Here is a 14,596-nt window from a genome sequence, read left to right as displayed (position 1 = left end):
GACTATGTCCGGGTCAATTCGTCCTCGAGGAATTTCAGGACCTCGTCGGCCGCAATCGATTTGGCGATGAAGGCCTCGCCGATCCCGCGCATGAGGATGAAGGTCAGGGCGCCGCGCTCGACCTTCTTGTCCTGATACATGGCGTCGAGAATCGCTTGGGCGTCGGCGCTCCAGTCGGGAATGTCGCGGATGCGGGTCGGCAGGCCGACCCCCGCAAGATGCCGTTCGACGCGTTCGGCGACCGCCGGCGTGCAAAAGCCGAGCCGCGCGGAGAAACGCGCGGCGCAGACCATGCCGATGGCGACGCCTTCGCCATGCACGAGCCTTATGCTGTCGTAATTGGTGAGGCGCTCGAGCGCGTGGCCAAAGGTATGGCCGAGATTGAGCAGGGCGCGATCGCCCTGCTCCGTCTCGTCGCGCGCGACAATCGTCGCCTTCGTCTCGCAGCTCACGGCGATCGCGCAAATCTGTTCGGAGCGGCTGTTGAAGACCGCTTCCGCGTCGGCCTCCAGCCATTCGAAGAAACGCTTGTCGCCGATCAGCCCATATTTGACCACTTCGGCGTAGCCCGCGCGAAATTCGCGCAAGGGCAGCGTTTGCAGGACATCGACGTCCGCAAGCACCAGCGCGGGCTGATGAAAGGCGCCGATCAGATTCTTGCCATGGGACGAATTGATCCCCGTCTTGCCGCCGACCGATGAATCGACTTGCGACAGCAGGGTCGTCGGAATCTGCACGAAACGCGAGCCGCGCCGCAGGCTCGCGGCCACGAAGCCGGCAAGATCGCCGACCACGCCGCCCCCCAGAGCAATAATGAGATCGCGCCTCTCGATCTTGGCGGCGAGCGCCTCGTCGCAGACGCGCCCGTAGACGGCGAGCGATTTCGAGGCTTCGCCGGGCGGCACGACGATCGTCGTCGATCGCAAGCCGGCTTCCTTCAGGCTCAGTTCGACCGTCGGGAGATGCAGGCGCGCGACATTTTCGTCGGTGACGATGGCGCATGAGGCGCCCGGCGCGATCCGGGCGATATGTTCGCCGGCCTTTTGCAGGAGCCCCGCGCCGATCACAATGTCATAGGAGCGCCCGCCGAGGGCGACCCGCACGATTTCCTGATGCGTCGCGTCCTGATCGCTCTGAGGCCGAAAGAGATGCAAATGCGTCATGGCTTTGGCGAAACCTTTGTTGAGCGCGGCCCGCCGCAGCTCCTCGAGCCGGGGGAGGCCGTCGGCGAGCGCCGCGAGCGTCTCGCTCACCATCGCGTCCTGCGAAACGTCCCGCGACTCGACGCGCAAATCGGCAAGCTCGTAGATCGGCCCGCGCGCCTCCAGAAGCTGACGCAGCGTCTCTTCGGGATTTTCCGTCCGCAGCAGCGGCCGGTCGTTCTTGCGACGCACGCGCTTTATCAGGGTCTTGAGGTCGGCGTCGAGCCAGATCGACACGCCGCGCTCGCTGACGCGCTCGCGTGTGCGCGGATCGAGAAAAGCGCCGCCGCCGGTCGCCAGAACCATCGGGCCGCCGTTGAGCAGCCGCATGATGACGCGGCGCTCGCCGTCGCGAAAATAGCGTTCGCCATATTTGGCGAAAATCTCGGCGATGGGCATGGCCGCCGCCGCGACGATTTCGGCGTCGGCGTCGATGAAAGGCAGGCCGAGCCGAGCCGCGAGCCGTTGGCCGATGGCGCTTTTGCCGGAGCCCATCATCCCGACAAGCACGATGACGCGGCCGCCGAGCGCGGCGCGGACCGCCGAAACTCGCTCTTCATTCGGCGCCTGCGGCGCGGGCAGCGTCGCGCCCAATTGTTGCGCTCTGGTCATTTGCCGCAAATCTATCCCGCGACGCCTCAAAATTCAGCCTCTAGAATTGAATAAACGCATTTTCTTCAGCCAAAGCGGCGTCCGCTTCGGCAAAAGCCGCTAATCCGCGCCGGCCAAAGCCTCGGCAAGATAGGCGACCATGAAGGCTGGCAGGCGCGAATCCGCGAGCGCCGCCGGCTCCCCTATCATATGCGCGTCGGCGAGTTCGGGCGCCTGCTCGGCGGCGAGAAAGCTCCTGACGCGCGCGAGCAGCGCCGCCGCCGGCGCCTCCCAGTCGAAGCGCTTGATGCAGGCGACGCGCCGGCGATCGACAACGACGCTCCACTCCGGCGCGGCGCGCCCTTCATGCGCCGCAAGGCCGGTTTCCTCGGCCAGCTCGCGGATGAGGTTTCCCTCGAGATCGACTCGCCCGCCCGCGAGAATGTCGGAAGGGTCGGGCGTGCCCCCAGGGAAATAAAGTTGGCCCGCGGCGGAATGGGCCGCTCCCATCTCGCCCAGGAGATAGGCGCCGTCGCTTGATCGCACCGCCGGCATGGCGAAGCAATTGTAGACGGTTTCGTCCGGCCAGCCGAAGTCGCGCCAGGCGAGAAAGCGCGAAAAGCGCGTCTCGAACAGCTCCATGCGCAAGACGCGCGCGCCGCCCGCTTCGTTAAGAAGCTCGACGCGCCGGCCGAGCAGGACCGCGCCGTCATAGAGGGCGGGATTGGCGCGACGGCGCGCCTCCCAATGGCGATCGATCTCCTGCGCGCGCGCCGCGGCGAACGCCCAGCGATGTTCAACGATGTGAGCGTCAAGCCGATCGACCGCGAGGACTTGCGTCGTCACGGCCGCAACATCTCCGCGCCGAGTCGCGCGGCCTGGCCGCCGACGGCGAGCGCATCGACGCGAAACGGATGATCCGCGAAGACGGCGAGCAAAGGGAAAGAGCGCGCGCGGGTCACGGGCTTGCGATCACGCCTGCATCTGTAGAAGGGCGACGCTGTCGCGGAATTCGACGATCTCGACGATACGGCCCTCCTCGAAGCGCACGAAATCGGCGAGTTCGACAAGACCGCGCCGTCCGGTGCCGCGGTGACGCCATTCGACCGTCCGGCGCCCGGCGGCGGCGGCGGCATCGATAATGACCTCCGGCGTGACGTGGCTGAGTTGCTCGAATTCGACGCCGATGCCGCGCACGATATTAATGAGGGCGTCGACGCCGCGATAGCGGCCGGCGTAGGAGATCGTCGTGCGATCGCCGACGAATTCGCACACGACGTCGGGCGAGCATATTTCGCGAATGAGCGCGATGTCGGGCCCGCCCCAGGAGAAATTTCCCATCGCGATCAGGCGCCGCGCCATCTCGTCGCGCGAAAGCCCGGGCCCCGGAGGATTGAGAATATCGTTAAGGCTTTGCGGCACGACATCCGTCACGCGCGAGGCGCAGCGCATGTCACGAAATTCATACATTTCCGCGACAAGCCCGTTTCGCCAGCGCAGAAAATGCGCCATGTCCATATTGTGGATCTGGCCCGTGGCGCGGTGACGCCAGTTGCTCACCCAGCGCACCGCCGTGCGGTCGCCTTCGACGAGAATGGAGACGATCTCCGCGTCGAGCGGCTCGTAATCAATGTCGACCCGGCGCAGATGTTCGCGAAGCGCGTCGCGTCCGCGCCAGTGGCCGGGCCGCAGCACGCCCAGGCGCGAACAGGTGTAATTGAGCTCCACATCCTCGACGAAATATTTCAACATCCCCGAGACGTCGCGGCTCATGCGGCTTTGCACGATCTCATGCACGCGCCGACGCGTTTCGCTGTCGACAAGCTGGCCTGAGCGTCCGCCCGGTCCCCGCATTCCGCCCCCGCCTGCGACGCCGTTCTCGCGTCGCGTTCGCGGCGCTCTCGGATCGCTCTAAATCCGAAAGCGCACGCTTTTTTCGCATGATTATGCGCTAATTGCGATCCTTGTCGACCAGCTTGTTCTTCCCGATCCACGGCATCATCTCGCGCAAACGCCCGCCAACCGCTTCGATCGGATGGGCGTTGTTGCGCGCGCGCGTTGCCTTGAAGGAAGTCTGGCCGACCTTGTTTTCGAGCATCCAGTCGCGCGTGAACTTGCCCGACTGAATATCGTCAAGAACGCGCTTCATCTCGGCCTTGGTTTCCTTGGTGATGATACGCGGTCCGGTGACATACTCTCCATATTCCGCGGTGTTAGACACGGAATAGTTCATATTGGCGATGCCGCCCTCGTAAATGAGGTCGACGATCAGCTTCACCTCATGCAGGCATTCGAAATAGGCCATCTCCGGCGCATAGCCGGCCTCGACCAGGGTTTCGAAGCCCGCCCGGATCAGTTCGACGAGACCGCCGCAGAGCACCACCTGCTCGCCGAAAAGATCCGTTTCGCATTCCTCGCGGAACGTCGTCTCGATCACGCCGGCGCGGCCGCCGCCAATGGCCGAGGCGTAGGAGAGCGCAATGTCCTTGGCGTTGCCGGAAGCGTCCTGATGCACGGCCAAGAGGCAGGGCACGCCGCCACCCTTCAGATATTCGCCGCGCACCGTATGTCCGGGGCCCTTCGGCGCGACCATCGCCACATCGAGATCTGGACGCGGCTCGATCAGATTGAAATGAATATTGAGGCCATGGGCGAAGAAAAGCGCCGCGCCCTGCTTGAGATTGGGCGCCAGCTCATTGGCGTATATTTCGCCCTGCAGCTCGTCGGGCGTCAGCATCATGACGATATCGGCCCATTTCGCCGCTTCAGCGACGGTCAGGACCTTGAGGCCGGCGCCTTCCGCCTTCTTGGCCGAGGACGAGCCCGGGCGAAGCGCCACCGCGACCTCCGCGACGCCGCTGTCCTTCAGATTGAGCGCATGCGCGTGGCCCTGGCTGCCGTAGCCGACGATGGCGACTTTCTTGCCTTTAATCAGATTGATGTCGGCGTCCCGATCATAGTAAACGCGCATGTGTTCGACTTCCCTTGATCCGTGTGCGTTTTAGCGGGGACGGCGGCTCTCCGTCGCCCGAATTCCTTGGCGGGCTCCTTCTACGCGGGCCGCCCGATAAGGTCAAAAATTCTCTAGATTCAGATCGGCTCCGGCCCGCGCGAGATGGCGGCGACGCCGGTTCGCGAGACTTCGACAAGGCCGATCGGGCGCACCAGATCGACGAATTCGTCGATCTTTTCGGGCTTGCCCGTCAGTTCGAAAATGAAGCTCTCGGTCGTCGCGTCAACGATGCGGGCGCGGAAGGCTTCGGCGAGCTGCAGCGCGAAAGTGCGATGTTCGCCCGCGCCCTTGACCTTCACCATCGCCAGTTCGCGTTCGAGCGACCGCTTGGAGGCGGTCAGATCCGTCACTTGATGCACCGGCACGAGTCGTTCGAGCTGGTGATGGATCTGGTCGATCGTCTCCGGCGCGCCGGAAGTGAGAATGGTGATGCGCGAGAGATGCTCGGCATGCGCCACCTCGGCGACGGTGAGGCTCTCGATATTATAGCCGCGCCCCGAGAACAGACCCACGACGCGCGCCAAAACGCCCGGCTCATTGTCGACGAGCACGGATAGCGTATGCGACTCGGCTTTGGCGCTCGTCGTCGCGGAGGAATAGGGGGAAGGCGGAGAAGCGGGGGCGTTCATGCGGGGCGCATCCAGGCTACAATGTTTAGATGTTGCAAGGGCAGTCGGCATGAGGCAGTCGGCAGTCGATCTCGCTCCGACTGCCCATTGCCGACTGCCGACTGCCTACACAAGCATTTTTCCCTTCTCGTCGATGACCGATCCGATCTCGATTCCGGCGTCGTCGGAAAGATCGGCGAGCAGCATGTCGTTATGCGCCTTGCCCGAGGGGATCATCGGGAAGCAATTCTCGATTTTGTCGACGACGCAGTCGAAAATCACCGGCCCGTCGTAATCGATCATCTCCTTGATCGCGGCGTCGAGCGACGCGGGATCGGAACAGCGAATGCCCTTCGCCCCGAAAGCTTCGGCAAGCTTGACGAAATCGGGGAGCGCCTCGGAATAGCTGTGCGAATAGCGGCCGCCATGCAGCAGCTCCTGCCACTGTCGCACCATCCCCATATATTCATTGTTGAGGATGAAGATTTTCACCGGCAGGCGATATTGGATCGCCGTCGACATTTCCTGAATGCACATCAGGATCGAGGCTTCGCCGGCGATGTCGATGACGAGCGAACTTGGATGCGCGAGCTGCGCGCCGATCGCCGCCGGCAGGCCATAGCCCATGGTGCCGAGGCCGCCCGACGTCATCCAGCGGTTCGGCTCCTCGAAATGGTAATGCTGCGCGGCCCACATCTGATGCTGGCCGACCTCGGTCGTCACATAGACGTCGCGGTCCTTGGTCAGCGCATAGAGCCGCTGCACGGCGTATTGCGGCTTGATCGTCGTATCCGAATTGCGGAAGGCGAGCGACTTCTTCGCGCGCCATTCCTCGATCTGCGCCCGCCAGTGGTCGAGCGGCTGCTTGTCCGCCTGCAGCGCCTCCGCGCGCCAGACGCGGATCAATGCTTCGAGCACATGGCCGCAATCGCCGACGATGGCGAGATCGACCTTGACGTTCTTGTTGATCGACGAACGGTCGATGTCGATATGGATTTTCTTCGAGCCCGGCGAAAAGGCGTCGAGGCGGCCGGTGATGCGGTCGTCGAAACGCGCGCCGACGGCGATCATCAGATCGCAGTCGTGCATGGCGTTATTGGCCTCATAGGTGCCATGCATGCCGAGCATGCCGAGCCAGTGCTCGCCCGAGCCCGGATAGGCGCCGAGTCCCATCAGCGTCGAGGTGATGGGAAAGCCGGTGAGCCCCACGAGTTCGCGCAGCAGCGCCGAGGCCGCGGGACCGGAATTGATGACGCCGCCGCCGGTATAGAAGATCGGGCGGCGCGCCGCCGCCATCATCCGCGCCGCCTCGCGGATCGTCTCGATATCGGCGTCGAGCTTGGGATGATAGGTCTTGTGCCCCGCGCCGCGCGGCGGCGTATAGGCGCCGCGCGCGAATTGCACGTCCTTGGGAATGTCGATCACCACCGGGCCCGGACGGCCGGAGGAAGCGACGTAAAAGGCCTCGTGCAGCACGCGCGGCAAATCGTCGACGTTCTTCACGAGATAATTATGCTTGGTGCAATGGCGGGTGATGCCCACCGTGTCGCATTCCTGAAAGGCGTCGGAGCCGATGAGATGCGTCGGCACCTGGCCGGTGATGCAGACGACGGGGATCGAATCCATCAGCGCGTCGGTGAGGCCCGTCACGGTATTGGTCGCGCCGGGGCCGGAGGTGACGAGCAGCACGCCGACCTTGCCCGAGGAGCGCGCATAGCCCTCCGCCGCATGGGCCGCGCCCTGCTCGTGGCGCACCAGAATGTGCTGCACCTTGTCCTGATGGAAAAGCGCGTCATAGATCGGAAGGACGGCGCCGCCGGGATAGCCGAAAATAATCTCTACGCCCTGATCCTTCAGGGCTTCGACCACCATTTCGGCGCCGGTCATTTCCTTCGACATCGTCTTTTTCCGTCTTCTTCCTGGCGGCGGGCAACAAAAAAGGCCCAGTCTTCGGGCAACAAAAAAGGCCCTCTTGGGGCCTCGGGTCAAGCGCCATGGGCGGAAAGGCGGGTCTAACCCCGCTCCGCTTCAGGCGCTCCGGCTACTACGAGAAATTTGCGCATTTCGTCCCGTTCTTTCGACGAGGCGCGAAATTACGGGAGACGCGGCGGATAATCAAGCGCGGAATCCGCCTTCTACCCCCCACCGACTAGCGCGCGATCCACCCGCCGTCGACGACCAGCAGATGGCCTACGATGAACCGGGCGTAATCGGAGCAAAGGAACAAGACGGCCTCCGTCAGCTCCTCCGCCCTGCCCATGCGCCCGATGGGAAAGAGCTTTCCGGCCTCCTGAGGCGAAATGCCCTCCTTTTCCATCCATTGATGGAAAACGTCGCCGGGCGCATCGACGCCGCAGGCGCAAATGGCGTTGACGCTGATATTGTCCTTGGCGACCTCGAGCGCGACCGTCTTGGTGAGCCCGTCGACGCCGCCCTTGCTCGCGGCGTAAGCGCCTTCCCCCGGATTGCCCGTGAGGCTGCCGGTGATCGACGACTGGTTGACGATGGCGCCGCCGCCGTTTTTCAGCATCTGGCGAATCTCGTGCTTCATGCAGAAGAAGACGCCGCGCAGATTGACGTCGATATGGAAATCGAAGCCTTCCTCCGTCTCGTCGACGATGGGCTTGAAGCGCACGACGCCGGCGTTGTTCACGGCGCAATCGAGACGGCCATAGGCTTCGACCGTTTTGGCGACCATCGCCTCGACGTCGCCCTCGATACGCATGTCGGCAGGCGCGAATATTCCCTCGCCGCCTTCCGCGCGGATCATCTCGAGCGTCTCGCGCCCGCCCGCCTCGTCAATATCGGCGAGAGCGACCTTCGCGCCTTCGCGGGCGAAGGCGAGCGCCGTCACCCGGCCAAGGCCGCGCGCCGCGCCGGTGACCAGCGCGACTTTTCCCTGAAATCGTCCCATTCGTCCCCCGGGAAAGCGAACGCCCGCGCGCTTAAGCCGCCTCTTTCGCGAGCACGCGCTGAACCGCTTCGTCCGCCGCGATGCGGTCGTGATGCGCCTTGATGTTCGGATAGGCGGCGAGCCCGTCGTCGAGCGCCTTCGCGCCCCAGCGGATCATCGGAAAGACGTAGGCGTCGATATAGGTGAGGCTGTCGCCGGCGATGAATGTCCGCCCCTCAAGATGCGCCTCCAGCAGATCATATTTCCGGCGCACCAGCTTGAGGCCCGCGTCCCTCGCGGCTTGCAACGCCTCCGGCGTCGTCGCCGTCGTGTAGCGGCCCGGAAAGAAATAGGGAAAGAAGGCGGGATGGAGATCGCCCGTCAAAAAATGCGACCAGCGCGCGACCTCGGCCTGTTCGCGCAGGCTGTCGCCGCCGGCGAAGCGAAAATTCGGGAAGCGATGCGCGATATAGGAAAGGATCGCGCCGGCCTGGGTCAACGTCCAGCCCTCGCCGACGTCGAGCGTCGGCACCGCGCCGGCGGGGTTGATCTTGAGATAGTCGGGGTCGCCGAGCTTGACCCGCACGGCCTGATACTCGGCGCCGACCCATTCGAGAAGGATATGCGGCGCGAGCGAACAAGCGCCGGGAGAGTAATAGAGGGTGAGCATGGGGCCTCTCGCTTTGCGACGTGGGACTTTAAGTTATAGCGCGGCGATGACGATTCGCGCTCATTCGGCGCCGCAATCGAGAATCCACGTCCGGTCGCCGAAGGCGACATAGAGCCGCTCCTGCCCGAGCGCGGCGCCGAGTTCGCCCGCGAGTTCGTTCAGCATCGCCTCGATCTCGGCGTCGGGAAGATGGCCGAGATAGGCGTGAACCGCTTCGCCGGTGAAAATCGCGACCGGCTCGCGGTCCGAGCCCACCGCGCCATCGTCCTTGCGCCAGGCGTAAGTGACTTCGCCGCGGGTGAACATGCCGGACAGCGCGGGCTGGCCCGCTTCGACCCGCCGGCGCATCCAGGCGCGCGCGCAGCGCACGGCTTCCGAGACGTCATAGACCCGCCCCTCCGCCTCCCAGCCTTCGCGCAGCCCGACGGTGATGCGGAAATCGCGCCTGGGGCCGAGCGAGCCGGGAACGAGGCGGAAAAGGCGCGGCTCCATGGATCGCTACTCCAATATCGCCGCGAGTTTCGCCAAGGCCTCGTCGACGATTGCTTCTGGCGCGCTTTCGAGCTTACGGGCGCGGCGCGCGCCAAGGTCCAGCGCGCGGGGCTGGTCGCAACGAATGACGCCGGTCGTTTGCGTCCCTGCGCCCATCAGCGAAACGGCGAAACCGGCGGTGCGGGCGAAATCGCCGCCGCTCGTAATCGGCAGCACGATCGGCGTTTTCGTCAGGCGATTGAAAGAACCGGGCGAGACGATCAATACGGGCCGCGCGCCCTGTTGTTCGCGCCCCGAGGTGGGATCGAGCGAGACGAGATAGATGTCGCCGCGCTCCACTTAGAGAAGCTCGGAACCTTGCGGCCTGTCGTCGAGCCAGGCGCGATCTTCTTCGGACGGTTCCGCCGCAGCGTCGCATTGCGCCAGAAGTTCGTCGAGCTTGTAGCGGGGCTTCGTCGACGGCTCGATAATGAGTCGGCCGTTGTCGACCGAAACGCCCACCGTCGCGCCGGCGCGCAGTTTCAGCAGATCAAGGATCGCGGGCGGGACGGCTAGCATGACGGAACCGCCGACTTTGCGCAGAGAGGTGGTGTGCATGGCGTGTCTCAATGAAATTATATCAAAATATAACTCAAATATGAGCGGTTGCAACCCCCAAATCAAGATCACCCGGCGCGCACGCGCCGAAACTTCGCTCATTGGAGACCAAAGATGCTAACGCCGCGCGTTAAATCGATGCTGCTTCTCGCGATTGCGCTCGCTCTCTCGGGCTGCGGCGTGAATTATCATGTCAATCCGGGCCCCCGCTCATGGCCCGCCGCCACGAAAGCGCCCAACAAGTGACGCCGTCGCTGTTGGAGGGGCCCATCGTCGTTGCTCGCCCGGTCGCATCCTGTCGGCGTGGATGGCCACGACAAGTCCGGCCATGATGCGAAAAGGCAGCGCGCCAACCCAGCCAAAGACCGCACAATTCTCAACTGTCAAATTTTCAATTCTCGCATCCGTACCCGCCCCGGCTCGATGACGGAGAAATGCCCGATCCAATCATCGCGTTCTGCGATCCGCGCGGCAAGCGCGTCGCCGACCGACACCGCCGACGGCGTGGGCAGGCGAAATAGGATGATTCCGCATGATCGCGCGAAACCCGACCGCCAAGCCAATTCACCGAAATCCTTATCGAATGTGAGCAGAATTCGAAGGTCGCTTATGGCCATGGCGAGAATGGCTTCGTCACTTGCGCCTGACGCCGTTTCGCAAATCCAGACCACGTCATGACCGGCGCGGCGCAAGGCGAACACGGCCTCCGCGGGAAAATTCTCATCGGCGAGAAAGCGCATGTCACGCGGCGCTAGGGAAAATTTTCTCCGACTTCAAGGCATCTCGCGCATAAGCGAGACAGGCCGCAATGTCTTCGTGCGACAGCGTCGGGTAATTGCGCAGAATATCCGCCTCGGACCAGCCGTCGGCCATGAGCCCGATGACGAACTCGACCGAAAGCCGCGTCCCGCGCACAACTGGCTTGCCAGCAAGAACATGCGGATCGAGCGCTATGCGAGGATGGTCCGTCATTGGGGCAATCTCCTGGCGGCAATATACACCGCCTAGCCGCGAATCACACCAACCTGCTCTGCTCCCTTTGCATCCATTCGCACACGGCGAACGCCGGCGCGAAGGGAATGAGCGAAGAGGAATATCGCGAAGTGCTGGCGAAAGAGTCGGAGACGAACCGTCTCGTCGCCGCGCTCGACGCGCCCATCGATGAGGAATACGAGGTGGTGTGAGGTGGGGCTATTGCACACAGCCTTCGTCGGTCCTCGGTTTGCCGCATACTCTCCGCGTCATGCCCGCGCTTGTCGCGGGCATCCACGTGGCGCCGCTACGTACGCCTCTCAGCATTTCAGCAACGTCTCGGCGTGGATGGCCGGGTCAAGCCCGGCCATGACGGCGGTTGCGAAAAGGACAGCGGCACCGAGCATCGCCAGCGCAACGGCTAGGCGTTCTACTCGCTTCCGGCCTTTGTTCCACGCCTTCGTGATCTGGGCTTCATTCTTAGACCACGCAGGATCAGCTTGGCTATTTCTGCTGAAATCCCATTTTTTGATAGATATTCTACGTCTACAGCATCGCCTGCGGCTGCAATAAGGAGCATATAAAATATGAAATTTTCAGATACCATCCAATTTACCTTGTCTTTATTTATACTGAAAACAGTCTCTAGTAAACTTAGATCAACTTTATTAACAATTAATAATAAATCATCAACAGTATTTATGTTAAGCCTTGTAGCCAGACTATAAATATAGCCAACGTAATTGTCGCTGTTGCTATCAATGTCTTCTTGATCCTTTAACAACTGGAACCCCGCATCGACCGCCGCGCTCAGTGCCGCATCCCGCTCTGACCACGCCTTAATAGCCTCAGAAATACTACTTGAAGAAAGCGGTATGCCCTTTCTTCCTTCGGCGATCGCTTTTGCAGCCGACGCTTTAAGAGCCGCCTTCTGATCTCTAATTCCAAGGAATTCTTCGTCGGCAAGCTCGAAAAGACCTGCGATACGATATAACCTTCTCTGAATGTGTGATGGGACTGCTGTTTCTTGTTTATATTGGATGAAATGAGAAATAGCAGACCATGCATGCTGGATTATCGTTCTTATCTGAACTTCGGCACACATTGACTCGAAGGCTCTCCACTCAGGCAGCCCCACGCGATTGCCACCTACCTTGATCACATAGTGGACAGAAAGGTATCCAAACCGATCAACATCAAGCTCACTTACTTGGTGACCGAGCTCTTCTTCGATAACGCTAAACTCTGCCTTCAGTATATCGGCGACTTTACCGACTTCGTCCGCATAGTAGGTAATAATCCTACAACCGCATAAATCATGCAGTTCGCTTAGCGGGTTGTTGTAGACCTTTCCGGAACGTGTGACCTTTTCTTGGAAACTCTCAATTGTTTTGGCGCGCGACTCAATTGAGTGAACCTTAAGCTTGTTGGCGTCGAGGATAGAATTTAGCAGTTCCTTTAACTTAAGAGAGAATGCTTCGTACGTAGGCCGGTGCCTTTCATAGGATGCAACGTGTTGTGAAACGGATTTCACCCGACGCATCGCTCAATCTCCCCTGAAAAAAAGAATCACACCAGCCGGCTCTGCGCCTTCGCCGCGGCGATAAAGCTCGCGAAAAGCGGGTGCGGTTCAAACGGCCGCGATTTCAGCTCCGGGTGATATTGCACGCCGATGAACCAGGGGTGCGCGGGGATTTCGACCGTCTCAGGCAGCAGCCCGTCGGGCGAGACGCCCGCGAACAGCAGCCCCTTCTCCTCCAGGCGTTCGCGATAGGCGAAATTCACCTCATAGCGATGGCGGTGGCGCTCGGAGATTTCGCTCGCGCCGTAAATATCCGCGATGCGCGAACCCGGTTTCAACAGGGCGGGAAAAGCGCCAAGGCGCATCGTGCCGCCAAGGTCCCCATCCGCCGCGCGCTGCTCCAGTTCATTGCCCTTCAGCCACTCGGTCATGAGCCCGACGACCGGCTCCGCGCAGGGGCCGAATTCCGTCGAATTCGCCTTTTCGATTCCCGCAAGCGCGCGGGCGGCCTCGATCACCGCCATCTGCATGCCAAAGCAAATGCCGAAATAGGGCACGCCGCGTTCGCGGGCGAAACGCGCCGCGAGGATCTTGCCCTCGGCGCCGCGCTGGCCAAAGCCGCCCGGCACCAGAATGCCATGCACATGCTCAAGATGTGCGGCGGGATCGGCGGTCTCAAAAATCTCGGATTCGATCCAGTCGAGATTGACCTTCACGCGGTTGGCGAGGCCGCCATGCGCCAGCGCCTCGATGAGGCTCTTATAGGCGTCCTTCATCTCGGTATATTTGCCGACGACCGCGATGGTGACTTCGCCCTCGGGATTGTTGATGCGCTGCGTCACCGCGTTCCAGCGGCTCATGTCGGGCTTTGGCGCGGGCTCGATCCCAAAGGCCGCGAGCACCTGCGCGTCGAGACCCGCCGTGTGATAGGCGCGCGGCACGTCATAGATGTTGAAGGCGTCGCGCGCCTCGATCACCGCCTGTTCGCGCACATTGCAGAAGAGGCCGAGCTTGCGGCGCTCCTCGCGCGGAATCTCGCGATCGGTGCGGCAGAGCAGAATATCGGGTTGAATGCCGATCGAGCGCAGCTCCTTCACCGAATGCTGCGTCGGCTTCGTCTTCAATTCGCCGGCGCTCGGAATGTAAGGCAGGAGCGTCAAGTGGATATAGATGCAGTGATGCGGCGGCAGATCGTTTTTGAGCTGGCGGATCGCCTCGAAGAAGGGCAGGCCCTCGATGTCGCCGACCGTGCCGCCGATCTCGATCAGCGCGAAATCGACATTCTCATTGCCTTCCAGCACGAACTCCTTGATGGCGTTCGTCACATGCGGAATGACCTGGATCGTCGCGCCGAGATAGTCGCCGCGCCGCTCGCGGTTGATGATGTCCTGATAGATGCGGCCGGTGGTGACATTGTCCTGCCGCGTCGCCGGGCGGCCGGTGAAGCGCTCGTAATGACCGAGATCGAGATCGGTCTCGGCGCCGTCGTCGGTGACGAACACCTCGCCGTGCTGATAGGGCGACATCGTGCCCGGATCGATATTGAGATAGGGGTCGAGCTTTCTGAGGCGGACCGTGTAGCCGCGCGCCTGCAAAAGCGCGCCGAGAACCGCCGACGCCAAGCCCTTGCCAAGTGAGGAGACCACGCCGCCGGTGATGAAGATATACCGCGCCATGGGCTTTAACGCCTAACGCCTTTCAAGCGATTCTGATAGCGAATTTATTGGGCCGGGGGCCGCAACCCCCTGCCGAAATTTTTAGCGGCGGCCGACGGGCGACCGGCCTATTTGGTCGGCGCTTTCCAGATCGTCGGCGCCTCGGGCTTCGATTCGGGCGCGACGGGCGCCTCCGCCTTCGGAGCTTCCGTCTTGGGCGCTTCCATCTTGGGTGCTTCCGGCGCGGGCGGCTGGGATTTCAAAGGCTCGGCGGCGGCCGGCGCTTGCGGCGCCGGGGCTTCGCTCTTCGGCGGCTCCACGGCGGGGGCTTCGGCCTTCGGCGCCTCCCCGGCCTTCGGGGGCTCGGCGGCGGGGGCCGGG

15 protein-coding genes and 1 pseudogene are annotated in these 14,596 nt (G+C 62.4%); all 16 read right to left on the bottom strand.

The genetic code is table 11. From position 1 onward, the window contains the following. Positions 1–2: 2 nt before the first annotated feature. Positions 3–1,814, bottom strand: a complete 1,812-nt coding sequence (gene aroB / locus V3H18_RS09285) for a 3-dehydroquinate synthase (protein WP_332081745.1) — start codon at positions 1,812–1,814, stop codon at positions 3–5. Positions 1,815–1,913: 99 nt separating this feature from the next. After that, the gene (locus tag V3H18_RS09280) at positions 1,914–2,639 is read right to left on the bottom strand and encodes an NUDIX hydrolase (RefSeq protein WP_332081744.1); all 726 of its coding nucleotides are present in this window, start codon (positions 2,637–2,639) and stop codon (positions 1,914–1,916) included. Positions 2,640–2,765: 126 nt separating this feature from the next. Further along, a complete protein-coding gene (locus V3H18_RS09275) occupies positions 2,766–3,647 on the bottom strand; it encodes a nuclear transport factor 2 family protein (protein ID WP_332081743.1) in 882 nt (293 codons plus the stop codon). 97 nt (positions 3,648–3,744) lie between these two features. Further along, positions 3,745–4,764: a ketol-acid reductoisomerase gene (gene ilvC, locus V3H18_RS09270; protein WP_332081742.1), complete on the bottom strand. Its 1,020-nt coding sequence runs from the start codon at positions 4,762–4,764 to the stop codon at positions 3,745–3,747. 119 nt (positions 4,765–4,883) lie between these two features. Beyond that, the gene (gene ilvN, locus V3H18_RS09265) at positions 4,884–5,435 is read right to left on the bottom strand and encodes an acetolactate synthase small subunit (RefSeq protein WP_332081741.1); all 552 of its coding nucleotides are present in this window, start codon (positions 5,433–5,435) and stop codon (positions 4,884–4,886) included. Positions 5,436–5,540: 105 nt separating this feature from the next. Next, positions 5,541–7,313: an acetolactate synthase 3 large subunit gene (locus V3H18_RS09260; RefSeq protein ID WP_332081740.1), complete on the bottom strand. Its 1,773-nt coding sequence runs from the start codon at positions 7,311–7,313 to the stop codon at positions 5,541–5,543. A gap of 250 nt (positions 7,314–7,563) precedes the next feature. After that, positions 7,564–8,328 (bottom strand): glucose 1-dehydrogenase, encoded by a 765-nt coding sequence (locus V3H18_RS09255; protein WP_332081739.1) that lies wholly within the window; start codon positions 8,326–8,328, stop codon positions 7,564–7,566. A gap of 31 nt (positions 8,329–8,359) precedes the next feature. After that, positions 8,360–8,977 (bottom strand): glutathione S-transferase family protein, encoded by a 618-nt coding sequence (locus V3H18_RS09250; protein ID WP_332081738.1) that lies wholly within the window; start codon positions 8,975–8,977, stop codon positions 8,360–8,362. 60 nt (positions 8,978–9,037) lie between these two features. After that, entirely contained in the window at positions 9,038–9,469 is a 432-nt protein-coding gene (locus tag V3H18_RS09245; RefSeq protein WP_332081737.1) for a hypothetical protein, read from the bottom strand. 6 nt (positions 9,470–9,475) lie between these two features. Next, positions 9,476–9,808 carry a type II toxin-antitoxin system PemK/MazF family toxin gene (locus V3H18_RS09240; protein WP_332081736.1) on the bottom strand — a complete coding sequence of 111 codons (333 nt, stop codon included), beginning with the start codon at positions 9,806–9,808 and terminating at the stop codon, positions 9,476–9,478. Beyond that, a complete protein-coding gene (locus V3H18_RS09235; protein WP_332081735.1) occupies positions 9,809–10,066 on the bottom strand; it encodes an AbrB/MazE/SpoVT family DNA-binding domain-containing protein in 258 nt (85 codons plus the stop codon). It lies immediately after the preceding gene. 383 nt (positions 10,067–10,449) lie between these two features. After that, positions 10,450–10,806 carry a DUF5615 family PIN-like protein gene (locus V3H18_RS09230; protein WP_332081734.1) on the bottom strand — a complete coding sequence of 119 codons (357 nt, stop codon included), beginning with the start codon at positions 10,804–10,806 and terminating at the stop codon, positions 10,450–10,452. Position 10,807: 1 nt separating this feature from the next. Beyond that, positions 10,808–11,038, bottom strand: coding sequence for a DUF433 domain-containing protein (locus V3H18_RS09225; RefSeq protein WP_332081733.1), 231 nt, complete (start codon positions 11,036–11,038; stop codon positions 10,808–10,810). Between the two features lie 430 nt (positions 11,039–11,468). Next, positions 11,469–12,581 (bottom strand): GTP pyrophosphokinase, encoded by a 1,113-nt coding sequence (locus V3H18_RS09215; protein WP_332081732.1) that lies wholly within the window; start codon positions 12,579–12,581, stop codon positions 11,469–11,471. Positions 12,582–12,607: 26 nt separating this feature from the next. Continuing rightward, the gene (locus tag V3H18_RS09210) at positions 12,608–14,236 is read right to left on the bottom strand and encodes a CTP synthase (RefSeq protein ID WP_332081731.1); all 1,629 of its coding nucleotides are present in this window, start codon (positions 14,234–14,236) and stop codon (positions 12,608–12,610) included. 107 nt (positions 14,237–14,343) lie between these two features. Continuing rightward, positions 14,344–14,596, bottom strand: a pseudogene (locus V3H18_RS09205) (preprotein translocase subunit SecG); the annotation flags it as partial.

The organism is Methylocystis borbori, from assembly GCF_036576025.1.
Taxonomy (GTDB): Bacteria; Pseudomonadota; Alphaproteobacteria; order Rhizobiales; family Beijerinckiaceae; genus Methylocystis; species Methylocystis borbori.
This window is presented reverse-complemented; position numbering and strand designations above follow the sequence as displayed.

What these genes read in the sequence shown, in the direction of transcription:
- aroB (WP_332081745.1), bottom strand. Translation starts at nt 1,814, where the DNA reads ATGACCAGAGCGCAACAATTGGGCGCGACGCTGCCCGCGCCGCAGGCG.
- V3H18_RS09255 (WP_332081739.1), bottom strand. Translation starts at nt 8,328, where the DNA reads ATGGGACGATTTCAGGGAAAAGTCGCGCTGGTCACCGGCGCGGCGCGC.
- V3H18_RS09250 (WP_332081738.1), bottom strand. Translation starts at nt 8,977, where the DNA reads ATGCTCACCCTCTATTACTCTCCCGGCGCTTGTTCGCTCGCGCCGCAT.
- V3H18_RS09245 (WP_332081737.1), bottom strand. Translation starts at nt 9,469, where the DNA reads ATGGAGCCGCGCCTTTTCCGCCTCGTTCCCGGCTCGCTCGGCCCCAGG.
- V3H18_RS09210 (WP_332081731.1), bottom strand. Translation starts at nt 14,236, where the DNA reads ATGGCGCGGTATATCTTCATCACCGGCGGCGTGGTCTCCTCACTTGGC.
- V3H18_RS09225 (WP_332081733.1), bottom strand. Translation starts at nt 11,038, where the DNA reads ATGACGGACCATCCTCGCATAGCGCTCGATCCGCATGTTCTTGCTGGC.
- V3H18_RS09235 (WP_332081735.1), bottom strand. Translation starts at nt 10,066, where the DNA reads ATGCACACCACCTCTCTGCGCAAAGTCGGCGGTTCCGTCATGCTAGCC.
- V3H18_RS09230 (WP_332081734.1), bottom strand. Translation starts at nt 10,806, where the DNA reads ATGCGCTTTCTCGCCGATGAGAATTTTCCCGCGGAGGCCGTGTTCGCC.
- V3H18_RS09260 (WP_332081740.1), bottom strand. Translation starts at nt 7,313, where the DNA reads ATGTCGAAGGAAATGACCGGCGCCGAAATGGTGGTCGAAGCCCTGAAG.
- V3H18_RS09215 (WP_332081732.1), bottom strand. Translation starts at nt 12,581, where the DNA reads ATGCGTCGGGTGAAATCCGTTTCACAACACGTTGCATCCTATGAAAGG.
- ilvN (WP_332081741.1), bottom strand. Translation starts at nt 5,435, where the DNA reads ATGAACGCCCCCGCTTCTCCGCCTTCCCCCTATTCCTCCGCGACGACG.
- V3H18_RS09275 (WP_332081743.1), bottom strand. Translation starts at nt 3,647, where the DNA reads ATGCGGGGACCGGGCGGACGCTCAGGCCAGCTTGTCGACAGCGAAACG.
- ilvC (WP_332081742.1), bottom strand. Translation starts at nt 4,764, where the DNA reads ATGCGCGTTTACTATGATCGGGACGCCGACATCAATCTGATTAAAGGC.